Genomic DNA, 19,984 nt, shown 5'->3' on the forward strand with positions numbered 1-19,984 from the left:
AAAGCAGGGATGCATGACTCTTTCCGTTATCATACCGGCGCACGGCCGTGAAGAACTGCTCATACTCTGCCTGAAATCTCTGGATAAAAACGTCCAGGGAGATAGAGAGTACGATGTCTGTGTCATCGATGACGGCAGCGGTCTCGATGAAGGGAGCGTACGAGAAAAGGGCGCCGTCTCATATCCGCTCATCTGGAGACAGTTCGAGACCCGGCGGGGAAGGAGCGCCGCCCGTAACGAGGGTATCCGGGCTGCTACAGGCGGGATCATCGTCTTTCTCGATTCGGATATGGAGGCGAGGGAGGGATTCCTCCGTGCGCACGTTGAAAGCCACCGTAACCGGCCTCATACCGCCGCCATCGGGAAAATCGTCTGGCCGAACGGCGGCGGGTTCATCCGCTACATCGGTTCGCGGGGCATCACCAAGCTGAAACCGGAAAGCGATGCTCCTCCCTGGTATTTTGTGACCGGGAATTCATCTGTAGAGCGCGCCGATCTTCCGGGGAACGCTCCCTTTGACGAAACTATCCCCGGCTGGGGAGGCGAAGACCAGGACCTGGGGATGAAACTGGCGAATGCGGGCGTTCGGTTCGTTCCCGCGCCGGACGCCGAATCATACCACCATTTCCACGGCGGCCTCAGCGGCCATTTGCGGCGTACTCAGCTTTACGGCTCTCGGAGCCTCCCCATCCTGGCCGGCCGTTACCCGGAACTCCGACGGGCGCTGCATCTCGATCTCCTCCGGTCTCCTGCCTGGAAACTGCTCATTTCCTCCCCTGCCTTCCATGCTCTGTCCTGGGCGGCGCAGATGCTCGATGTCTTCCCCTTGCCGGTGAAACTCTACGATTACCTCACTTTTGCCGCTTATTCCCGCGGCTTTTTGGAAGCTGAAAAAAAATGAAATTCTTTATTATCGTATTCTTTTCATTCGCCATTATTTCCTGCGCCGGGAAAATGGGGGAAAAACCCCAATCGCCCCGTGCACTCGCTCCGCCTCCTTCTGTTACCGGCTCAGTCCGTCTGACCTTTCTCGGTGTATTCGGAACGGAAAAAATATCGCCCTGGGGAATGTCTTTCGGCGCGGACGGCACTCTCTATGTCTGCGATCGTGATCACGCCGGCGTCATCCGCATGGACGGCGAGGGGAAAGTCATTTCACGGTTCAACGGCCTTGAATCACGGGTGCAGCGGATGTTCGCCCCGATTGATGTGTGCGCCTCCGGGGGGATCGACATCTATGTTCTGGACGGCGCCAATTCACGGATATTGCGGCTGGACCGCGACCTCCGGAACGCCTTTGTAGTATACGACGGCAGCGCTGAAGAAAAGAATCGTTTCAGCACATTCAACGGCATGACCTATGACCGTGAATCAGGCGACCTGTACATCACCAACGGGAGCGACGGCTCACTGATCCGGATGGATATGATCAGCAAATCAGTAGGCGCCGCCGGGGGGTTCGGCTCGGACAAGAAGAGCCTGCTGGAACCTGTAGGACTCGACGTGGACAAGGACGGCGCGCTCCTTGTTGCCGACCGCAAGTACGGAGCGGTGGCGGTCATGCTTCATTTCGGCGCAGATATCCGGTACATCGGAAAAAATGTCCTGGAAGCTCCTGTCGATGCGGCAGTTCTCCCGCAAAACCTGCTGGCGGTGGCGGATCGGCGGGGAGTAGTGATAGTGAACCGAACAGGAACGGCGGAAGCTCTGGCAGGCTTTGGCGTTGACCGTGAGATGGCTCCCCGCTCGGTCGCCTACCGTGAGGGAAAGCTCTATATCTCCGATGCCCTTTCCGGTTCGGTGCTGGTGTATAAACTGGAATGATATAGTATTCAATATATTACATTGAACAGGATTTACAGTTTGATAGGCTTTCTTGACATTCGGTATGAGTTATCGTATTTTTCTTTTATAAAGAAAATGTACTTGGTGCGGCGAAACCTCAACTTTGCCACATATTGGAGATATTATGAAACGTAATGAATGGCAAATCTCTCAACTCACTCTTCCCCAAAAACTGGATTTGCTGGAGGCTGTTTGGGAGGACTTGAGTAGAAACGAGGATACATTGGAGTCCCCGGCCTGGCATGAGTCGATTCTGAAAGAACGGGAGGCCGCCCTTTCGGCAGGCAACGCAACGCTGTCTGATTGGGATAAAGTGAAAGAGAGAATCCGGCGGAAGGTTTCATGAGAATCAGAATTCTCGATACAGCCGAAAACGATATCGTAGAGGGATTTCGATTTTACGAATCACAATCACCCGGTCTCGGTTTCTATTTCCTTGATTCTCTCTATTCAGATATCGATTCCCTCGCTTTTTACGCAGGTATACATCGAATAGTATTTGGTTATCATCGGTTGCTCTCAAAACGCTTTCCATTTGCTGTATATTATCATATCGTTGGAGAGGATGTATTGGTAAGCGCTGTTCTTGATTTCAGACGGGGCCCAAGTTGGATACATGAGCGATTAAAAGAGTCGGATATGGAGTGATATACGAAGTAACTTATACGAAATATTGATGTTGGTATCATAATAAAATTGACACTTAGATTAATCCGATCAGCGGCATTTTTTCTAACAAAATGGAATAAAATCGAATCATTTCGAGTTAAGCCGCGCTATATTCAAATTCCTTAAAAAATCTTTTTGATGAAAAAACACTCAATTCGGAAATATACAAATGGCCACTAATACTTATAGCTTTAAGACTTATGAAGAAGTGGCAACATACCTTCTTAATCAAATGGCGGAAGAATTCGGATTGCAGAAGGTTGAAGACAAGCAAAAGATAATCGGTCTTAGATCAGGAACCGTATGGGAGATTGATGGAAAGGGTATTGGCGATGGTAATACCAAATTCGTAATCATCGAGTGTAAAAGATATACTGCTTCAAGACTAAACCAGGAGATCGTTGGTGGACTCGCTTATCGAATTAATGATACTGGTGCATCCGGTGGCATTATTGTCTCCCCTCTTGGCCTCCAAGAAGGTGCCAAAAAAGTTGCAGCAGCAGAGAATATTATCCCAGTAATCATTGATGAAAATAGTTCCTCTACTGACTACATCATGAAGTTCCTGGATAAGATAAAAGTTGGTTTGAGCGGCCAACTCGATATGAGTAGTTCGCTTGGCAAACTGGTTTCCCGGAAGGATGGGACAATAGAAGATAAAGGCTGTTAGTAAGAAGCAATTTTTCTTCTCGTTCTTCGAAAAGGTTTCTTTATCATTTTTTATCAATTTCAACGCGCCCATCACCGGTTCAGTCAGTCTTTTATCCTGCCCATCCTTCCATCATGGGTATCCGCGGTTCAGACAAGAGTATCAATAATAAATATTGACATTCGGCCTGTTTTTTCTATATTGCACCCGTTCTTTATCCCGTTTTGCATCCATAATTCGCGGAAGGGACTTGGCTATGGAAAATAAAAAGAAAAAAAGTCAGGAAAAGAAGACCGAACCTCATGAATTTAGATATGAAGATCTCCTGGATGGTTTTTCCATGAAGGAAGAGGATGATGCAACCAAAAATATTCCCGTCGTGGAAACCCCTGATATGGATGATCAGGCACTCGCCGAGCTTCTTGGGGATGAGGCAGAGAAACGCATAGTCAAAAAGGGCGCCGATAGTTTAGACACAGCTTTAGAAGATGATACGGATTTGGAGAAGGAGTTTGAGAAGCTGGATCTCAGTTCCGTCTCTGAAGAATTGGAGGCAGACACTGTTACGGCGCAACCCGGAACACGTAAAAAACTGGAAATGGATGTCATTGCAGTAGACTCCGCGGAACCGGATATAAAGAAGCCGGAATTTGTTATCGAGGAAGACCAGGGCGGGTATGCTTCCCTTCTCAGCCAACTCGAAAATGAGGAGAAGCCGGAGGAACCCGCTGAATCAAAAGAAGGCAAACCGGAAGTCGACTTTTCTGATCTGGAACTGGAAAAACTGGCCGGCCTTGATCTTGAGGAACTTTCCGATAAGGATGAATACAACCGTGACGCCGACAGGAAAGTTACGTTGAGTGAAAGGGATACCCGGGAATTGCCCTCTCTCGATGACGAGCCTTCCGATGAACCCGCCATAATGGATGCAGAAGCTGATAAAGAGGTATCATCGGATGTTAATGAACCGGAAAAACCGGCGCCAGAGATGGATTTTCTCGGCCTTTCCGGAATCCAGTCAAAACCTGAAAAATCCGCCAAATCTGTACTTTCCCTTACCGAGGTGCTTTTCGAGGGGGTGGAGATGGATTTTGATGAGCAGATCGATGCCGTTACTCATGCCGAGCTTCTCCTGGCCCAGGGAAAGAGAAAAGAGGCTGCTAATGCTTTTCAGCATCTGTCGGAGACGAAAGGGGTAACGCACTGGGTAAGCAAACGGCTTCGCATGCTTACCGTTCCTGAAAAATAAAGAAGACCAGTTAAGTATAGAAGGCTTGTGAAAAAATTCGTTTAATTGATAGATGCCGAAACAAGTTCGGCATGACGTCATCCTGAACTCGTTTCAGGATCTACACGATAATACAAACCAACTTTTTCACAAGCCTTCTAGAACAGGTGGGTAAATCCACATCCTGTTCAGCGTATATCCTTCATTTTCATCCTTCATCCTTTTCCCTTTATCTTTCAGAATTCAGATGTTATTCTCTTCCCTCAGATTTCAACATTCCGGTATAAACTGGCCATCCCCTATATTTTTTAAATCAATATTTTGTAACTCTTTATGATCCTTATCTTTCCACGAAAATATATTCTTGAAAATATTCTTGGGTTTAAGTCCTCTTGAAGGACTAATCCCCCCTGTCGGACATCCCCCCCTATTAAGGGGGGAATCATGTTAGCAGGCAAGCTTTTACCCCCTTAACAAGGGGGTCGCCGCTTTATGCGGCGGGGGGATTTTATCTAAAGAGCAGATAAGTAATATGGCATATCTATCGCCGAATAAAAAATGGGGGATGGCCATTCCGGTATAAATGCTTGACAGAAGCCCCTTTTGTCTGTTATATATACGTGAGATACTTCGACAAGCTCAGTTCTCAGTCTGCGGACGCTGAACTCGTCGAAGCGTCACCCGGAGGAATTGTGTTTGACAGGATTGTCGGCCAGGAGAATGTAAAAAAAGTTCTCGCTTCCATGCTTGAAACGGGGAAGATACCACATGCCCTTCTCTTCGCAGGCCCTTACGGCGCCGGGAAGGGCGAAACGGCGCTTGAGTTTGCCCGGATGCTTCTCTGTACGAATGGTCCGCTTTCCGGCTGCACCTCCTGTTCCGCCTGTATACGGTCGTCACGGATCGAGCATCCGGACCTGCATCTTCTCTTCCCGTTTCGTAGCAGGCCGGTAAAGGATGACGGCGAATGGTACGAGGATATCCAGAAACACCGTAAGCTGATCCGGGAGGGATATCAGCCGGTAGAGTACGAGAAAAACCGTCAGATTGTGATTGATCTGGTCAGCGAAGTGCAGGAACGTCTGATGGAGAGTTCTTTCGAGGGCGGACGCAGGGTATGTATTATTTTCCAGGCGGATCGACTCAATGACAAGACCGGCAACATGCTCCTGAAAATCCTCGAGGAACCTCCGGATGATGTGCATTTCATCCTGACTACAGAACGGATATCCTCGGTTCTGCCGACAATCGTGTCACGGGCGTCGGTTCTGCGGTTCCGGCGTTTGAAGGAAAAGGAAATTGAAGAGTACCTGAAAAATTTTCCGGATCTGACCGCAGAACAAATGAAGTCATGCGCCCTGTTCGGTGAGGGCAGCATCAAGACTGCGAAAGCGTTTGCCTTCCAAAACAAGGAAGATGGACGGACAAAGTCGTACGAAATCTACCGGAATGTGGCACTGGGCGGACCAGATGCTGTAACAGCCAATGCCGCTCCGTTCCTCTGGTCCAGGGAAGTGCGTGATGCCGAGGAGATAATTAACGGCTTTGCGCTTTGTACACGCTCCGTCCTGGAACTGAAATCGGGAATATGTAAAAATGAGAACGTGCTTCCCCAATCTATGCGCGAATTGGCGGATGCGACGAATCTCGCTTCTCTCCACAGGTTATCGGGCAGGCTCGAAAATGCTATCGAAATGCTTGGCCGAAATGTGAATATTTCCAATGTTATGACCAAACTACTATACGAGATACATGACACCTATAGATAACAATCCTGTTCGTTCTCCGGAAATTACGGTTTATGAAATAGAGTTCAAAGGCAGCAGGAGAGATTACTACCTGCGGCCAGACAGTATAGTACTCAGACCCTCTGATTTCGTCATCGTTCAAGCGGACCGTGGAGAACACATCGGCAGATTTAACCGCTCGGGTCTAAAATCCTCTTTCCCCCAGGTCAAGGAATTAAAGAATATCCTCCGGCTTGCCTCTTACACTGATCTCGAGATCATGATGGATGATCGATCGAAGGAGGAAGAGGCTTTCATAGTCTGCCAGAAGAAAATCGAAGAACACGATCTTAAGATGAAACTGGTGGATGTCGAATACCAGTTCGACGGCAATAAAATCTGCTTCTATTTCACCGCCGACAAACGTATCGATTTCCGCGCCCTGGTGAAAGATCTGGCCGCCGAATACCGAACCCGCATCGAGCTGCGGCAGATCGGCGTTCGCGATGAGGCCCGGAGGCTGGGAGGAATCGGAGTCTGCGGGAGAACCCTCTGCTGCAAAACCTTCCTCAGTCAGTTCGAGCCGATCACCAGCCAGATGGCCCGTAACCAGAACCTGAGCCTGAGTCCCTCCAAAATCAGCGGACTCTGCGGCAGACTCATGTGCTGCCTGGCATTCGAGGAAGATTTCTATAAGATCCAGGCCGATGTACTCCCGAAGGAGGGCGCCCTGGTGAGGGGTGAAGGCAGACAGTACCGGGTGATGAAGGTTGACATCCCCAACGAGTATTTCGTCCTCCAGGATGAAAAAGGTATCGAGAGCACCCATGGAATGAGCGAATTCACCCTTTTCCGGTCGGCGCCAACGCCCAAAGGTGAGGGAGAGAAAGAATGTAATGGGTGCGGCAAAGAATGCTTGAACAATCTCCCGGAGAACAACGAAGATCCGGAGGCGGTTTCCTGATGACAAAACCCAAGTTTTATATTACGACTGCCATAGATTATGTAAACAGCCTGCCCCATATCGGAACCGCCTATGAAAAGATTGCGGCGGATTGTATCGCCAGGGCGAAGAGGCTTCTCGGATACGATGTGCGTTTCTGCATGGGAACCGACGAACATTCCATCAATGTCAAGAAAAAAGCTCTTGAGAGCGGCCTCGATCCCATGACCTACTCCGACCTCATGGCGCCCCGGTTCCAGGAGATTTGGCGGAAGCTTTCCATCTCCAATGATGACTTCATCCGTTCCACGGAGCCTCGCCATATCACCGGAGTTATCGAACTTTTCAAAAGGATCGATGCCGGCGGCGACATTTATTCCGATGTCTATAAAGGCTGGTACTGCGAGGGATGCGAGACGTTCATCCAGGAAAAGGACATGGTTGAGGGAAAATGTCCGAACCATACAACAGTCCCTTCCTGGATCGAGGAGCGGAATTATTTTTTCCGGCTTTCCCGGTACGGCCCGCCCCTGCTGGAACACATCCGCAAGCATCCGGATTTCATCCGGCCGGAAACGCGGAAAAACGAAATCGTCCGTCTTTTAGAGAGCGGTCTTGAAGATATCAGCGTTTCCCGTTCAGGATTCGACTGGGGCATTCCCCTGCCGGAAGACCCCGGCCATGTTGTGTATGTCTGGTTCGACGCCCTGATCAATTACCTGTCCGCTCTCGGTTTCGGGGGAAGCGATGAAACCCTGGTGTGTAAATACTGGCCGGCCGATCTCCATGTCGTCGGCAAGGATATCACCCGTTTCCACTGTGTAATCTGGCCCGCCATGCTCCTGAGCGCAGGCGTTCCGATTCCGGTTTCCGTTTACGGCCACGGGTTCATCTACCACCGTGGGGAGAAGATGTCCAAGAGCCTTGGCAATGTATTGTCACCCCTCGATGTGGCGGACCGGTTCGGCGCCGACCCGCTCCGGTATTTCCTCCTCCGTGAGGTGGTATTCGGAAATGACGGCGATTTCACCTACGACCGCTTCACCGAACGATACAACAGCGACCTGGCGAACGATCTGGGGAACCTGTTCAGCCGGGTTGTTGCCATGATCGGCCGCTATTTCGGCGGCGCTATTCCGCTGGACGCCGGGCTGCCCCCCGATGCCCTCTCCTTGTCCTACCCGGAGACGGTTAAAAAATGGATCGCGGCGATGGAAAAGTATGAGCTTTCGGCTGCCTGTGATATTGTCTGGGAGCTGGTGCGGGCCGCCAACCGGCGGGTAGAGGAAAGCGCGCCCTGGAATCTGGCCAAGGACCCCGCAAAAAGAGGCGACCTGGCCTCTGTGCTCTATGACCTGGCCTGTGTGAGCGGGGGTGTCGCCATCCTTCTAGAGCCTTACATTCCTGCCACTGCGGCAGCGATGTGGAATGCCCTCGCTTTGCCCGGAGATGTCGCCGATTCCCGGCTTTCTGAGCATTCCCATGTGCCCCTGGTTCCGAAAGGGGTGCGCCTGGAAAAAGGGAAGGCATTGTTCCCGAGGATAGAAGTATTGGAAGGCAAACTCAATTTAGGGGGAACACTTACAGCCGAGATTAATTACGCCAATACGGACAAGGAGAAATCCACAGTCATGGAAGATAAAAAGGAAATACTGGAATCACCCTCATTGGCGGCCAAACCGCCTGTTTCGCCGGAAGAGGGATTCATCGATATCGAGGAGTTCGGGAAAGTCGATCTCAGGGTCGGAACGGTTACCAGAGCAGAGCGTGTGGAGGGGTCCTCGAAGCTGCTTCGGCTCGAGATCGATGACGGTATGTGCGGGCGTAAAATTCTCGGGGGAATCGCTCAGTATGTGGCGCCGGAGGAGCTTACCGGCAAACAGGTGGTGTTTGTCGCCAACCTGAAACCCCGCAAAATGATGGGCGAGATGTCCCAGGGCATGGTCCTCGCGGTTACCGATACTGACAAGCTTTTTCTCCTTCACCCGTCCGGGAAAGTCAGTCCCGGCTCGAAAGTGAGCTGAAGTGCTCGCCGATACGCACGCTCACCTCGATTTTGAGGACTTCGACAGCGACCGGGACCAGGTCATCGAAAGGGCGGCGGAAGCGGGCGTAAGCTGTATCATCGATCCGGGTATCGATGCGGCGTCATCCAAAAAAGCGATTTCCCTGGCGGAAAAGTATGGAATAGTGTATGCTGCGGCGGGCATCCACCCCAATAATGTCGCTGGGGCTTTGCCGGAGGATATGGAGATTATCGCCCGTCTTGCGAAGCGGGAGAAGATTGTCGCCATCGGTGAAACCGGACTTGATTTTTACCGTAACCGGACGCCGAGTGACATGCAGGTGCAGAGTTTCCAAAAACACCTTGAACTGGCAAAAGAGATGAACCTTCCGGTCATCATCCACTTCCGCCGGGTGGAAAGAGAGGGAATCGAGTTGGCCGGCATAGAGCGGTTCAAAGGATTGAGAGGAGTTTTCCATTGTTTCGGCGGCGCAGTGGATTTTGCCCTGGAGCTGGTTGATATGGGATTTTGCATCGGCTTCGACGGTCCCCTGACGTACCCGAATTCGGATCGGATCGAAGTGGCAGAGGCAGTTCCCCTGGAACGGTGTCTGATCGAAACCGATTCGCCGTTCCTTGCCCCGCAGAAATACCGTGGACGCCGGAACGAGCCTTCATTCGCAGGCGAGGTGGCAAAGAAGCTGGCGGAGATAAAAAATCTTGGTGTTGAGGAGGTAGCCGCGGTAACAGGGCGCACAGCCGGTGCACTCTTCGGTATCGGCGGATAGATGACTGAGAGAGAGGACAGGCGCCGGAGGAAAAAACGGTTCGGACAGCACTTTCTGGCCAACAGCCGCACCGCCTTACGGATTGTGGAAGCCGCGGACATTCAGCCCGGAGACATGGTCCTCGAGATCGGCCCGGGGAAAGGGGTGCTCACTTCACTGCTCCTTGATCGGGCAAAGAAGGTCACTGCAGTGGAAATCGACCGTGACCTTATCGGAAAGCTCTCAGAGCAATTCGGGAGCAGGAGCGGTTTTCACCTTATCGAAGGCGATATCCTCGCTCTGGATATGCAAAAGGTTTTCCGTGATTCCCCCGGACGAATAAAGGTGGTTTCTAATTTACCTTATAATATCTCCACCCCTGTCATCGATCTCCTTATCCGGAACAGGGCGCTCGTGTCGTTTGCGGTGCTCATGATACAGAAAGAGGTCGCTCAGCGGCTTCTCGCTTCACCCGGCTCCAAAGACTACGGCCTTACCACGATCAATCTGGGGTTGTGCGCCCGGGTGAAAAAAATAATGGATGTGAAACCGGGAGCATTCAATCCGCCTCCGGAGGTCATGTCCAGCGTAGTGGCCGTTACATTCGGTCCGGATTATCTCTATCCCCTCAGGGATGAGAAAATATTTTTCGAAATGACCGGCGCCGCTTTTCGCCATCGGCGCAAGATGGTACGGAATACCCTGATTCCTTACCTGGTTTCCGGAGGGATACCGGAAGAGGAAGCAGGGCGTCTTCTGGAAATGGCATGCATCAGCCCCACCGTCCGGCCGGAAAACCTGAGCGTGTCCGATTTCGTAAAGTTGAGCAATGCATTATATGAAGAACTTTTATTGCTACATAACCATGCGGAGTAGGAGCCATGAGGTTCACTTCGACGGCGACGGTCATCATTGCCGTCGGATTTTTCTCCCTCTGTGCAGGCAATGCGGGAGGGGAGGGAAAAATCGGCAGTGCAATCTTCGAGCGAAATGACCGGCTCCTTACCTGGCAGACGAACAATTCAGGTTTATTCATTCTCAAGCCGAATCTGAAATGCACCCTGGAAAGCGCCCTTTCCACAAGTGTGAACCTGACTACCGGAACTGACATGCGGAACCGGTGGTACGACAAGGTGTACAACAAAGCTCAGCTGGAATACGATTATTCCGACAAGATCAACGTTCGGATGAACATGGGGGAGGACTGGAACAGGGATACCATGAACCGGCTGGGCAATACGCTCCTGACCACCAATTATGGCGGTGTGGTCCGTTATAAACCTTCACCGGACTGGAACCTGGCAGGCAAAGCGGGACAGATGTACGACCGCCGTTTCGATTACCGTGACACCGGAACCACTGTTGCAGGAGAGCTCCACTATTCAGGCGCGCCGCTTTCCGGGATGAAAAACCTCAATGCGCAGATGGATGTCAACGGTGGAACATCTAATCTGAAACGTACGAACGATGTCTCTCAATTCAGAGGCGCCCTGACATATGAAAATCCGCTGGCCGATGTGGGCCTGGAATTACGGGGCAACCGTTCCAAACGGGGTTACCTTTCCGATGTGGATAGAAAGAACATAGAAGAGAGGGAATCCGCCGATCAGGAATTGATCCTGACCCTCCAGCGGGGAATCATCGAGAACATTCTGGCCGCTCCGGCGTTCGCGTTCAGGATGAATCTGGGAAACCGGCGGATTGACGATACAGCAAACAACCGTCGCCAATCCTCGAAATTCATGACCAATTCCAAAGGAGGGATAAGGGAATTCGAAGTAAGATATGGCAGAACCCTGGGGCGATATCTTTCGGCGCTCCTGGAAACCGGGTACAGCAAAGATGAAAGCAATGTGGAGCAGATCATACGCTCCCGTAACCAGACTGATGTGTACACACGGGGTACTTTTGGGATTGTCCTTGGGAAACTGGACAGCCTCGAAGTTATCGGATGGATTAAACGCACCCGTATCGATACTCCCCCGGGAGTAGCGAACAACCGGGATGAATTGAAAATTGAAAGCGGGGCAAAATATAAACGCCGGTTGACAGAGAATCTGAAGACAGCACTTGACTTTCGGGTGTTGGAGACGCATTATGTAAACATTGACGTATCGCAGTCATCCCAAAATAAATGGATGAAAACCTATCAGCTCTCTCCTTCACTGGTGTATGCTCCGCTGCCCTCGGTGGAAATTCGGCATGAGGTAGGTTTATATGCCAGCTACATCGATTTCGATTTTGATTCGGATTCCATGCCCCGGAGCACCATCACCCGCCGGGTGTCATCTGAAACCTGGATAGAAGGCGCAGTATCTTCAAAGACGAGATTCACCGCCGGGGTCATGTTCGAAGACAACGATTACGGCCGGCTTACCACAAGGGATTTCAGGATTCCGGCCGAAGACGGGATCAGAAGATTTGCCGATATATCGGTAGAATATGAATTTGCTCCCTGGATGATTTTCGTCCCGCATTACATATATGCCATAAGGAAAGACTATTCGGTTGTATTGAACACAGTAGAGCGCAGAGAAATCGATCAAACCTATGGTCTTGATATAAGTCTTTTCGACAGCCGGAGACAATCCGGCCATGATTGCATCATCGGATTAAAACGAGTGGTGAGAGGTACAACCAAAGAACCTCCCCAGATAAGAAACTACATCAGCATGACATTAAAGTATGGATTTTAAGCCATGGTTGAAAAAGTACCGCGCTGGGTTTTGACCGGTCATGAAATAGAGATTATTGTAGAACGTTTAATCCACGAGCAGCCCATGCCTGTCCACTTTGCAAGGATGCTCGCCATAAGAGGCATTACCTCCATCAGGGAAGCAACTGCATTCATTAATCCCTCGCTCGATGATCTCCGGGATCCTTTCCTCATGAAAGACATGGATAAAGCGGTGGCCCGGCTGAAGAAGGCCATGAATACCGGCGAACGGATCATGGTGCTTGGCGATTATGATGTGGACGGGGTCTGCGGGACAGCGCTATTTGTAAGGATAATGACCAGTCTGGGCATTAAAGTTCACTATCATGTACCCGATCGTTTCAAGGAAGGATACGGCGTCTCCAGGGAAGCCATCGACCGGGCTTCAGCATTGGGAGTGACGCTTATCATCACAGTCGATTCCGGAATAACTGCTTTCGATGAAGCGGAGTATGTAAAAAGCAAGGGTATGGATTTCATCATTACCGACCACCACGAACCCCAGGCCAACCAACTCCCGGCCGCAATGGCGGTTCTGGACCCCAAGCTGGCTGGCAGCAGCTATCCATTCCGTGATCTGGCCGGTGTGGGAGTCATGTTCAAGCTTCTCCAGGCCCTCTTTATCGATACCGGAATGGACCCCGCCGATCTCTACGATGATCTCGATCTGGTCGCTCTGGGGACCGCGGCGGATGTGGTGCCATTAGTGGACGAGAACCGCGTTCTGGCCAAATTCGGAATAGAGCGCATGAAAAATACCGCCAACACCGGTCTCGCCGCCCTTATGGAGATATCGAAAGCCATGAAGGGCCGCTCCAATTCCAACAACATCATCTACCTTCTTGCCCCGAGGCTGAACGCGCCGGGAAGGCTGTCGAGCGCCTCTAAAACAGTGGAGCTGCTCACCTGTGAGAACTGGCTCAGGGCGCTGGAAATCGCCGATGACATCGAGAAGGAGAATGCCACCCGCCGCGAAATGAATGACCGTGTGTATGCCGAAGCGGAATCGATGATCCGCGAACTCGATCAGGATGTTTGGAATAGAGGCATCGTTCTGGCCTCCAAGGATTGGCACCAGGGAGTGATCGGAATCGCGGCCTCACGGATTGTGGAGAAATACTACCTGCCTACCGTGCTTATTTCCCTTGAAGGGGGTGTCGGGAAAGGCTCGGCCCGGAGTATCAAGGAATTTGACATATGCGGAGCCATGAGCGAATGTGAGAACATCCTCGACACCTATGGCGGGCACAAGTATGCTGCGGGACTTTCCATTAAAGCCGACAAGATCGAGGATTTCAAGCTTCGGTTCAGCGAGATTATCAGCCGTGATCTGCCCTTAGGCATTCCGGCGCCGAGCATCACCATCGATTCGGAGGTCGATTTTTCCTGTCTTAACAGTCATATGATCAACTTCCTCAACAAACTTTCTCCATTTGGGGAAAACAATCCCATACCCCTCTTCCTGACCCATAACCTGAGAGCGGTCAGCGATTCACGGGTTGTGGGAAAGAATCACCTGAAATTCAAACTGACCGACGGGGCTGCCAGTTTTGACGCCATCGGGTTCAATATGGGCGAATTCAAAGACAGGGTGAGATCCGATGCGCCGCCGATGGACGTGCTTTACAATGTTGAGGAGAACGAGTGGATGGGCAAAAAAACCATTCAGCTCGTTGTAAAGGCGATACGGTAAAAGGACAAGTCTGAAAAAGACAGAATAAAAAAATTAAATGAAGAAAAAAACATTAGACATGATTAACAGGATTCACATGATTAGAATAAAATGTATAATATAATCTTGTAAAATCTTGTAAATCCTGTCAAAATTTTTTATGCAGTTTTCTGCGGTACAACCGGTTGATCACCTGGGTTCATCGGCATGAGTGAAACAAAAGCAAATCCGGATACCGGTGAGGATATTATCTATATCCTGCAGGAAAATACCGCAAAAAAGGTCTGGACTTTCGCCGGCGGCAAGGGAGGCACCGGGAAAACAGCCCTCACCGCCAATATCGGAGTGGCGCTTGCCACCATGGGCTACCGGGTCATTCTGGTTGACGCCGATCTGGGCGGCGCAAACCTTCACACCATTCTCAACATCAAGCGCCCTCGCCTGACCCTGGCCGATTTTCTCAACCGCCGCGTCAGCAGCCTTCAGGAAATCCTCCTCCCTACACCAAGCGAGAACCTCCGGCTTATCAGCGGCGGGAGCGACATGGTCGGACTGGCCAATATCACTTTCCAGAGCAAGGTCCGCCTCCAGAAGCACCTTGAACTCCTTGAAGCCGATTATATCCTTATCGATCTCGGCGCCGGAACAAGTTTCAACACGCTTGATTTCTTCGTGCTCTCCAACGAGGGCTTTATCATCTCAAATCCCGAGCCGACCGCCAAAATCAATGCCTACTCCTTCCTCAAAAGCGTCGTCTACCGTCTGATTGAACGTGAATTCAAACGGGGCACAGAAATCAGCGAACTTATCGTGCGGGAAGGCCGTAATAATAAAAGCGGCAGCCTTTCCATCCCCGAACTGATTAAACGTATCACCCAGGTGGACCCCGCCTCTTCAAGACAGATCCGCGATATCCTGACCCGGTTCCACCCCAAACTGATCATGAACAAGCTGCGGAGATACTCCCAGGAGAAAGAAGGGATTCAACTCGCCGGACTTACCGAAAAATATCTGGGGGTTTCCATGGAATACATCGGCATGGTGCGGGATGATTCCCACGTAATCGACTCCTCGGAACTGATGATGCCGTTTGTACTCCAGTTCCCGGGGAGCAGGGCATCCAAGGATATCTATACCATTGTCGGAAACCTGGGAATAACGGACAGGCTGGGACGATTTGATACCAACAGGGCGACGAAACTCAAGAAGTACATCCGTTCGGAACGAAACTACTGGTATCAGGAATAAAAAAAGTGGCAAAGTGACAAAGTAAAAGCTCCTCCTCTTTCTTCGTAATTCTGTCTTCCTATTTTCGTTTAATAATTGAAAATCAGCTCCCTTTGGCGCTGCCTGCGCCCGTTCAGACGGTTCTTTCTTCGAAAAGCTACGCTTCGACCTCGGTGAAGTTTGGATAATAGCGATATAACTTGCGGTATCTTTCGCGTTCCTCCTCTGGCAACCACTTGGGGAAGGCGGCGGAGCGAGGCAAGCATTTATCCAAGAAGCGCATTTCCCGCCATGTCAAGACTGGGGTTTCGATGGCATAGGCCGTATCATTGGAACGGGTGAACTCCAGATCCTTAAAATGTTCCTTTACTGACAGCCTTTCCCGGTCATTCCCGTTAAGGAAAATGCCTCCAACCGTAAGCATTTTCGTTCCGTCTGCGTAGTGAAAGTTGAAGAGTTGATCGTATCCGATACTAGCGTCGGGAGACAAGGGAGCGCATCGAGCGTTCAGCGTTTGGAGAATTTCATTGTGTACGATCACCCGACACGCGTTCGCCATTCCCCATTTGGACAAGTGCTTTGCCTCAATTGAAGAGGGGACCTTGTTTATCCCGACACGTTCCTTCAGATCTTTCAGGCGCTTATTCGCTGCATCCGGTTCGGAAGAATCACCAGGTTCTACGGGAACCGTAACTAGCAACACACTACCGGATTTTGTAATTCCTGCTACGAGTGCAATGTCTATAAGTTTTTTGGCGTCCAATGGCGAATCAAAATCCAACCAGACTATTGCTCGACGAGGCCAATCCAGAGTAGGCAGGATATCGTGCGATAAGCCCCACTCCATCTTAATGCACGAATGGGGACGGTTGAACTCCACGCGCTTTTTTGCGTCAGTTCGTCCTTCTATACTAACCATGTCCTTGATGCCGAGACGTTCGTGGAACAGCCGGAAATCGCAAAACTCGTTAGACCCGAAACCGATATAGCGATAGGTAGGTAGAGGCGCAATTCGGGAAAGTCTGGCAAAAGCTTCGCAGAACATCTTCCGCTCGATGTTCTTCGCCGGTCTTAGCGCATAGTGGAATTTACCTAGGCTGGATTCGTTCACTCGTCGACCTCCGCATTGTAGAAATAATCGAAGGTTTTTTCGCCCACTTGCTTGAAGGAGTGAGCCTTGAGCGCCTTCTTGACCCGAATCACCTTGTCGAGTGGCACATCGTACTGGATACGCTGCATCTTGGGACCGACCTTTGTTTGATTGGCCATTATGGTAGGTTGCTTAAATATATCGCGTGTCTGGACATCCGCAACATCCATCGTTTTTGATCGCTCTATGAGTTGCTCCAAAGGACCTTTTTCCCCATCTTCATCTTCCCTATCGGCCTTCTCGTCTTTGAGTTTGTTAAGGAAGTCCACGACGGGACGCATCAAGCGCATCATTTCTAGTTTGGTCGCCCGATAAACGGAAGAATCCGTGTTCAGGCCTGTCTTGGTAGTATTCCACGGCAATCTGCCGGGATCGTCCGAATCGAAGTATGCGTATCCTCGCAGGTGATTGAACTGCATGTGGAATCCCGGAATCGATATCCCATTCGACTTATCGCCCCAGCCTGTAATATACGTCTTGTCGGCTTCGAGAATCAGCCTGCCGTTGCAGAAGACGTGCCAACCTGCCAGAGCTGGATCTCGCATTTTGCCAAGTCCACAATATAGTTTCACTTTGACCCGATTCTCGGGGGAATCCCCGTATTGCAGCTCTTTGAACGCGGGGGCCAGTTGATCGTCTCCCAACAGTTCCAATGGCTCAGCGTCGACGGGAATTCCGTTCAGAGTTACGGCAAGGCCCTTCGATATTGGGTCTTGAAGTCTTGCCTTCATTTCGTTCGCGAGTTCCGTTTTGAAGTTTTCCAAACCGAACGAATGAGACACATCTTCGTGTAGATTGGTAACCGTTATAGTCGTTCCGCGTTTGTCCTCTTTTACCTCGATATCCTCCTCTATGATGGAGAATTCATATTCCCATTTGGGTTTACTTGCCCAATTTCTTACATCCTCCTCAACAACGAATCGACTTGTCTCCGTGAGCGATTCGACTTTGAACTTGCTGCCCAGCTTAAAAATGGCACGCTTCATCCCAACGCCGAATTCTCCGATCGAATGCTTCACCAGTGGCATGTCCGAAGCCCTTCCGAAACGGAAAGCGTACTTTCGAGCGATTTCAACGGATATGCCGCCGCAATTGTCCACGATGCGGAATTCCTCTGGTGATATTTCCAAGCGTGCCCAAAGGTTATTGTACGAGCCGTCACCCTCCATTTTTCTTGCCCCATCGGCACAGTTGTCCACCAAATCTATGATCGCCGGAATGAGCGGAATGTCCCGCGTCAGCATGTCGATGAAGAGTTCCTTCGTCGGCATTGCGTTTATCTTTTTATCAGTCATTTATCCGTCCTTATCCGTTCTAACTATACTCGTTGTTTGACAGAAGTTCTATAACGCATCGTGCAACTGCACGCGCTAGTAACGGGGGCACGGAATTGCCTACCTGACGGAAACCATGCCATTTCGTCGGATGAAACTCGAACCAATCCGGGAATGAATGGAGCCGCGCCGCCTCGCGCGTCGTTATGCAGCGTGGCATTTTCGGATGTATCGGTCTGGCCGCGGTATGCGAGCCGTGGTCCGGTCCTGTACCCGCCCTCAGGGTAGGTGCGACCCCATCGCAGGCCAATCGGAAGAAGCGACTGATTTTCTCGGTCGTTCCTGGTGTTGTGTCCGCAAAGCGACGCTGGGTTGTATCAGAGTGCTTCGTTCGAAAACACCCTCCTAGACCGCGTACATTCAGTATCTTCCGCGAATCGATGCCATCTTCGAATGTTTCGTAAGCACACAACGATTTGACGTATCGACTGAGCGAACCGAGCTCACCATGATATCGGTCCGAATCGAAGAGTTCGGGGCAATCATCGAGGTGCGCCAGGTCGCCGATGGCATCCCACACAGTCGGCGATAGGAACTGGCCGCAATCGTCGCAAATAGAAGCCGGTTCGGGATAACTGGGCGGTTCGATTTCCTTCTTGAATCCCAGCAAGAACGCCCTTTGTCTTTTCTGCGGTATGCCAAATTCCGTTGCATTCAACACCCTTACCGGTTCAACGAGTTCGTATCCGGCTCTTCGTATCCGCCGACTGAAAGCTCGAAACAATTCAATGGCATCGCCCAACAACAATCCCGGAACATTCTCCAAAACAAAATAGCGAGGTTGGATTTCGCGCACTAAGCGCGCGAAATGTAAAAGCAACTGGTTTCGTTCGTCTTGAATTTCCCTTTTTCCGATCAGCGAGAACCCTTGACACGGCGGCCCACCGAAAACAACATCCACGGAACCGGCGAAAAGATTAGCCTCGTCCAACAAGTCTCTACCGGAGAGCCTTGACAAATCGGCTTGGATCGTCTTGCAGTTCCGGAAATTCTCCATGTGCGTGCGAATATTGATCGGATCCTGTTCAATGGCGGCGGCGACATCGAATCCCGCCTGCTCGAAACCGAGCGACATTCCTCCGACTCCGGCGAACAAATCGATTCCAATCGGGCGTGTTTTGGGGGTTCCCTTAGTGCCGTTCATCGAGAAACCTACGCAATCTCTGTTCCAGTTTGTCGCGATCAGTCGTTTGACATTGCCAGACCACGAGAATCTTCCATCCTTGTTTCTTCAATATACCGATGTTTCGAGTGTCGCGCTTGACATTTTTCTCGAACTTGTCCAACCAAAAGGCCGTCCGGCTTTTCGGCACGCTTGCTTTTCGGCACGCTTTATGTCGATGCCAGAAGCAACCATGCACGAAAATGATCTTCTTGTGCCTCGGCAACACGATATCGGGCTTTCCCGGCAAATCGGAACGATGCAGGCGATAACGATAGCCCATGGCATGAACCAATCTCCGAACGATAAATTCCGGTGTTGTGTCTTTCGAGGGAACCCGGCTCATGAGCCAACTTCGCCTTTTCGGAGTTAAACGGTCTGTCATGGTCGCATACGCCCATCTTGTCAGCCGCCAGCCATAACTTTGCCTCGAAGTCAAGAATCGACGTTTGTTGAGATGGGGTATTCCCCTTTCGCATATATCCCTTTATCGATACGAAAATGTGCTTTATGTTATGTAATAATAAATGGTACGCATTTTTATTTGTCAATCACTCTTTTAAATATATACTGAAAAGGTTTAGATAACTTCTTATCCAAAGTCCTTGAATTTTAAGGCAAAGAAGTAATGTGCTATATTTTATACTAATATTCGCATTTTCGAGCTTTTATTAACCAGAGGAAACAAGGAGAGAATGCTATTGCATCAACAATAGAACCGCCATACATCACGTCTGGCGATTTTAAAATGTTTGAGCACCTTTTGGGTTTCAGCAAACACCTTAAGAAAGATTGAGGAAGCAAAAAAAACCGCCAAACCTTTTTTCCAGTCTGACGGTCAATTGCTTTTTACCCTTACTGGAAAAATCACAATTCGGCGCTATTATCGT

18 protein-coding genes are annotated in these 19,984 nt (G+C 50.5%); 14 read left to right on the forward strand and 4 right to left on the reverse strand.

What is annotated here, in order from left to right:
• Window positions 1-13 precede the first annotated feature (13 nt).
• From Q8O92_11720 to Q8O92_11785, 14 genes are all read left to right on the forward strand, one after another.
• Complete coding sequence (locus tag Q8O92_11720) at window positions 14-901, forward strand: glycosyltransferase (protein MDP2983981.1); 888 nt, start codon at window positions 14-16, stop codon at window positions 899-901.
• Window positions 898-1,824: an NHL repeat-containing protein gene (locus Q8O92_11725; protein ID MDP2983982.1), complete on the forward strand. Its 927-nt coding sequence runs from the start codon at window positions 898-900 to the stop codon at window positions 1,822-1,824. Before Q8O92_11720 ends, Q8O92_11725 begins: the two co-directional genes overlap by 4 nt.
• A 145-nt stretch (window positions 1,825-1,969) precedes the next feature.
• Window positions 1,970-2,191, forward strand: coding sequence for an addiction module protein (locus Q8O92_11730; GenBank protein MDP2983983.1), 222 nt, complete (start codon window positions 1,970-1,972; stop codon window positions 2,189-2,191).
• Window positions 2,188-2,493, forward strand: coding sequence for a type II toxin-antitoxin system RelE/ParE family toxin (locus Q8O92_11735; protein MDP2983984.1), 306 nt, complete (start codon window positions 2,188-2,190; stop codon window positions 2,491-2,493). Before Q8O92_11730 ends, Q8O92_11735 begins: the two co-directional genes overlap by 4 nt.
• Window positions 2,494-2,683: 190 nt before the next feature.
• A complete protein-coding gene (locus tag Q8O92_11740; protein MDP2983985.1) occupies window positions 2,684-3,184 on the forward strand; it encodes a hypothetical protein in 501 nt (166 codons plus the stop codon).
• A gap of 235 nt (window positions 3,185-3,419) precedes the next feature.
• Window positions 3,420-4,412 (forward strand): hypothetical protein, encoded by a 993-nt coding sequence (locus Q8O92_11745; GenBank protein MDP2983986.1) that lies wholly within the window; start codon window positions 3,420-3,422, stop codon window positions 4,410-4,412.
• 671 nt (window positions 4,413-5,083) lie between these two features.
• Window positions 5,084-6,160, forward strand: a complete 1,077-nt coding sequence (locus tag Q8O92_11750) for a DNA polymerase III subunit (GenBank protein ID MDP2983987.1) — start codon at window positions 5,084-5,086, stop codon at window positions 6,158-6,160.
• A complete protein-coding gene (ricT, locus tag Q8O92_11755; protein MDP2983988.1) occupies window positions 6,144-7,082 on the forward strand; it encodes a regulatory iron-sulfur-containing complex subunit RicT in 939 nt (312 codons plus the stop codon). The genes Q8O92_11750 and ricT overlap by 17 nt, the downstream gene beginning before the upstream one ends.
• On the forward strand, window positions 7,082-9,085 hold the full coding sequence (gene metG / locus Q8O92_11760; GenBank protein MDP2983989.1) for a methionine--tRNA ligase: 2,004 nt from the start codon (window positions 7,082-7,084) through the stop codon (window positions 9,083-9,085). The genes ricT and metG overlap by 1 nt, the downstream gene beginning before the upstream one ends.
• Before the next feature lies 1 nt (window position 9,086).
• A complete protein-coding gene (locus tag Q8O92_11765; GenBank protein MDP2983990.1) occupies window positions 9,087-9,854 on the forward strand; it encodes a TatD family hydrolase in 768 nt (255 codons plus the stop codon).
• The gene (gene rsmA / locus Q8O92_11770; GenBank protein ID MDP2983991.1) at window positions 9,855-10,709 is read left to right on the forward strand and encodes a 16S rRNA (adenine(1518)-N(6)/adenine(1519)-N(6))-dimethyltransferase RsmA; all 855 of its coding nucleotides are present in this window, start codon (window positions 9,855-9,857) and stop codon (window positions 10,707-10,709) included.
• Between the two features lie 5 nt (window positions 10,710-10,714).
• Entirely contained in the window at window positions 10,715-12,529 is a 1,815-nt protein-coding gene (locus Q8O92_11775) for a hypothetical protein (GenBank protein ID MDP2983992.1), read from the forward strand.
• A 3-nt stretch (window positions 12,530-12,532) separates the two neighbouring features.
• Window positions 12,533-14,242 carry a single-stranded-DNA-specific exonuclease RecJ gene (gene recJ, locus Q8O92_11780; GenBank protein MDP2983993.1) on the forward strand — a complete coding sequence of 570 codons (1,710 nt, stop codon included), beginning with the start codon at window positions 12,533-12,535 and terminating at the stop codon, window positions 14,240-14,242.
• Window positions 14,243-14,428: 186 nt separating this feature from the next.
• A complete protein-coding gene (locus Q8O92_11785; protein MDP2983994.1) occupies window positions 14,429-15,469 on the forward strand; it encodes an AAA family ATPase in 1,041 nt (346 codons plus the stop codon).
• 136 nt (window positions 15,470-15,605) lie between these two features.
• On the opposite strand, the gene Q8O92_11790 is transcribed toward Q8O92_11785, so the two are convergent.
• The 4 genes from Q8O92_11790 to vsr are packed head-to-tail and all read right to left on the reverse strand — an operon-like array spanning window position 15,606 to window position 19,479.
• Window positions 15,606-16,559: a hypothetical protein gene (locus Q8O92_11790; protein ID MDP2983995.1), complete on the reverse strand. Its 954-nt coding sequence runs from the start codon at window positions 16,557-16,559 to the stop codon at window positions 15,606-15,608.
• A complete protein-coding gene (locus tag Q8O92_11795; protein ID MDP2983996.1) occupies window positions 16,556-17,893 on the reverse strand; it encodes an ATP-binding protein in 1,338 nt (445 codons plus the stop codon). Before Q8O92_11795 ends, Q8O92_11790 begins: the two co-directional genes overlap by 4 nt.
• A 19-nt stretch (window positions 17,894-17,912) precedes the next feature.
• On the reverse strand, window positions 17,913-19,076 hold the full coding sequence (locus Q8O92_11800; GenBank protein MDP2983997.1) for a DNA cytosine methyltransferase: 1,164 nt from the start codon (window positions 19,074-19,076) through the stop codon (window positions 17,913-17,915).
• On the reverse strand, window positions 19,063-19,479 hold the full coding sequence (gene vsr, locus Q8O92_11805; protein MDP2983998.1) for a DNA mismatch endonuclease Vsr: 417 nt from the start codon (window positions 19,477-19,479) through the stop codon (window positions 19,063-19,065). Before vsr ends, Q8O92_11800 begins: the two co-directional genes overlap by 14 nt.
• Window positions 19,480-19,984 lie beyond the last annotated feature (505 nt).

This window comes from Candidatus Latescibacter sp. (assembly GCA_030692375.1).
GTDB lineage: Bacteria > Latescibacterota > Latescibacteria > Latescibacterales > Latescibacteraceae > JAUYCD01.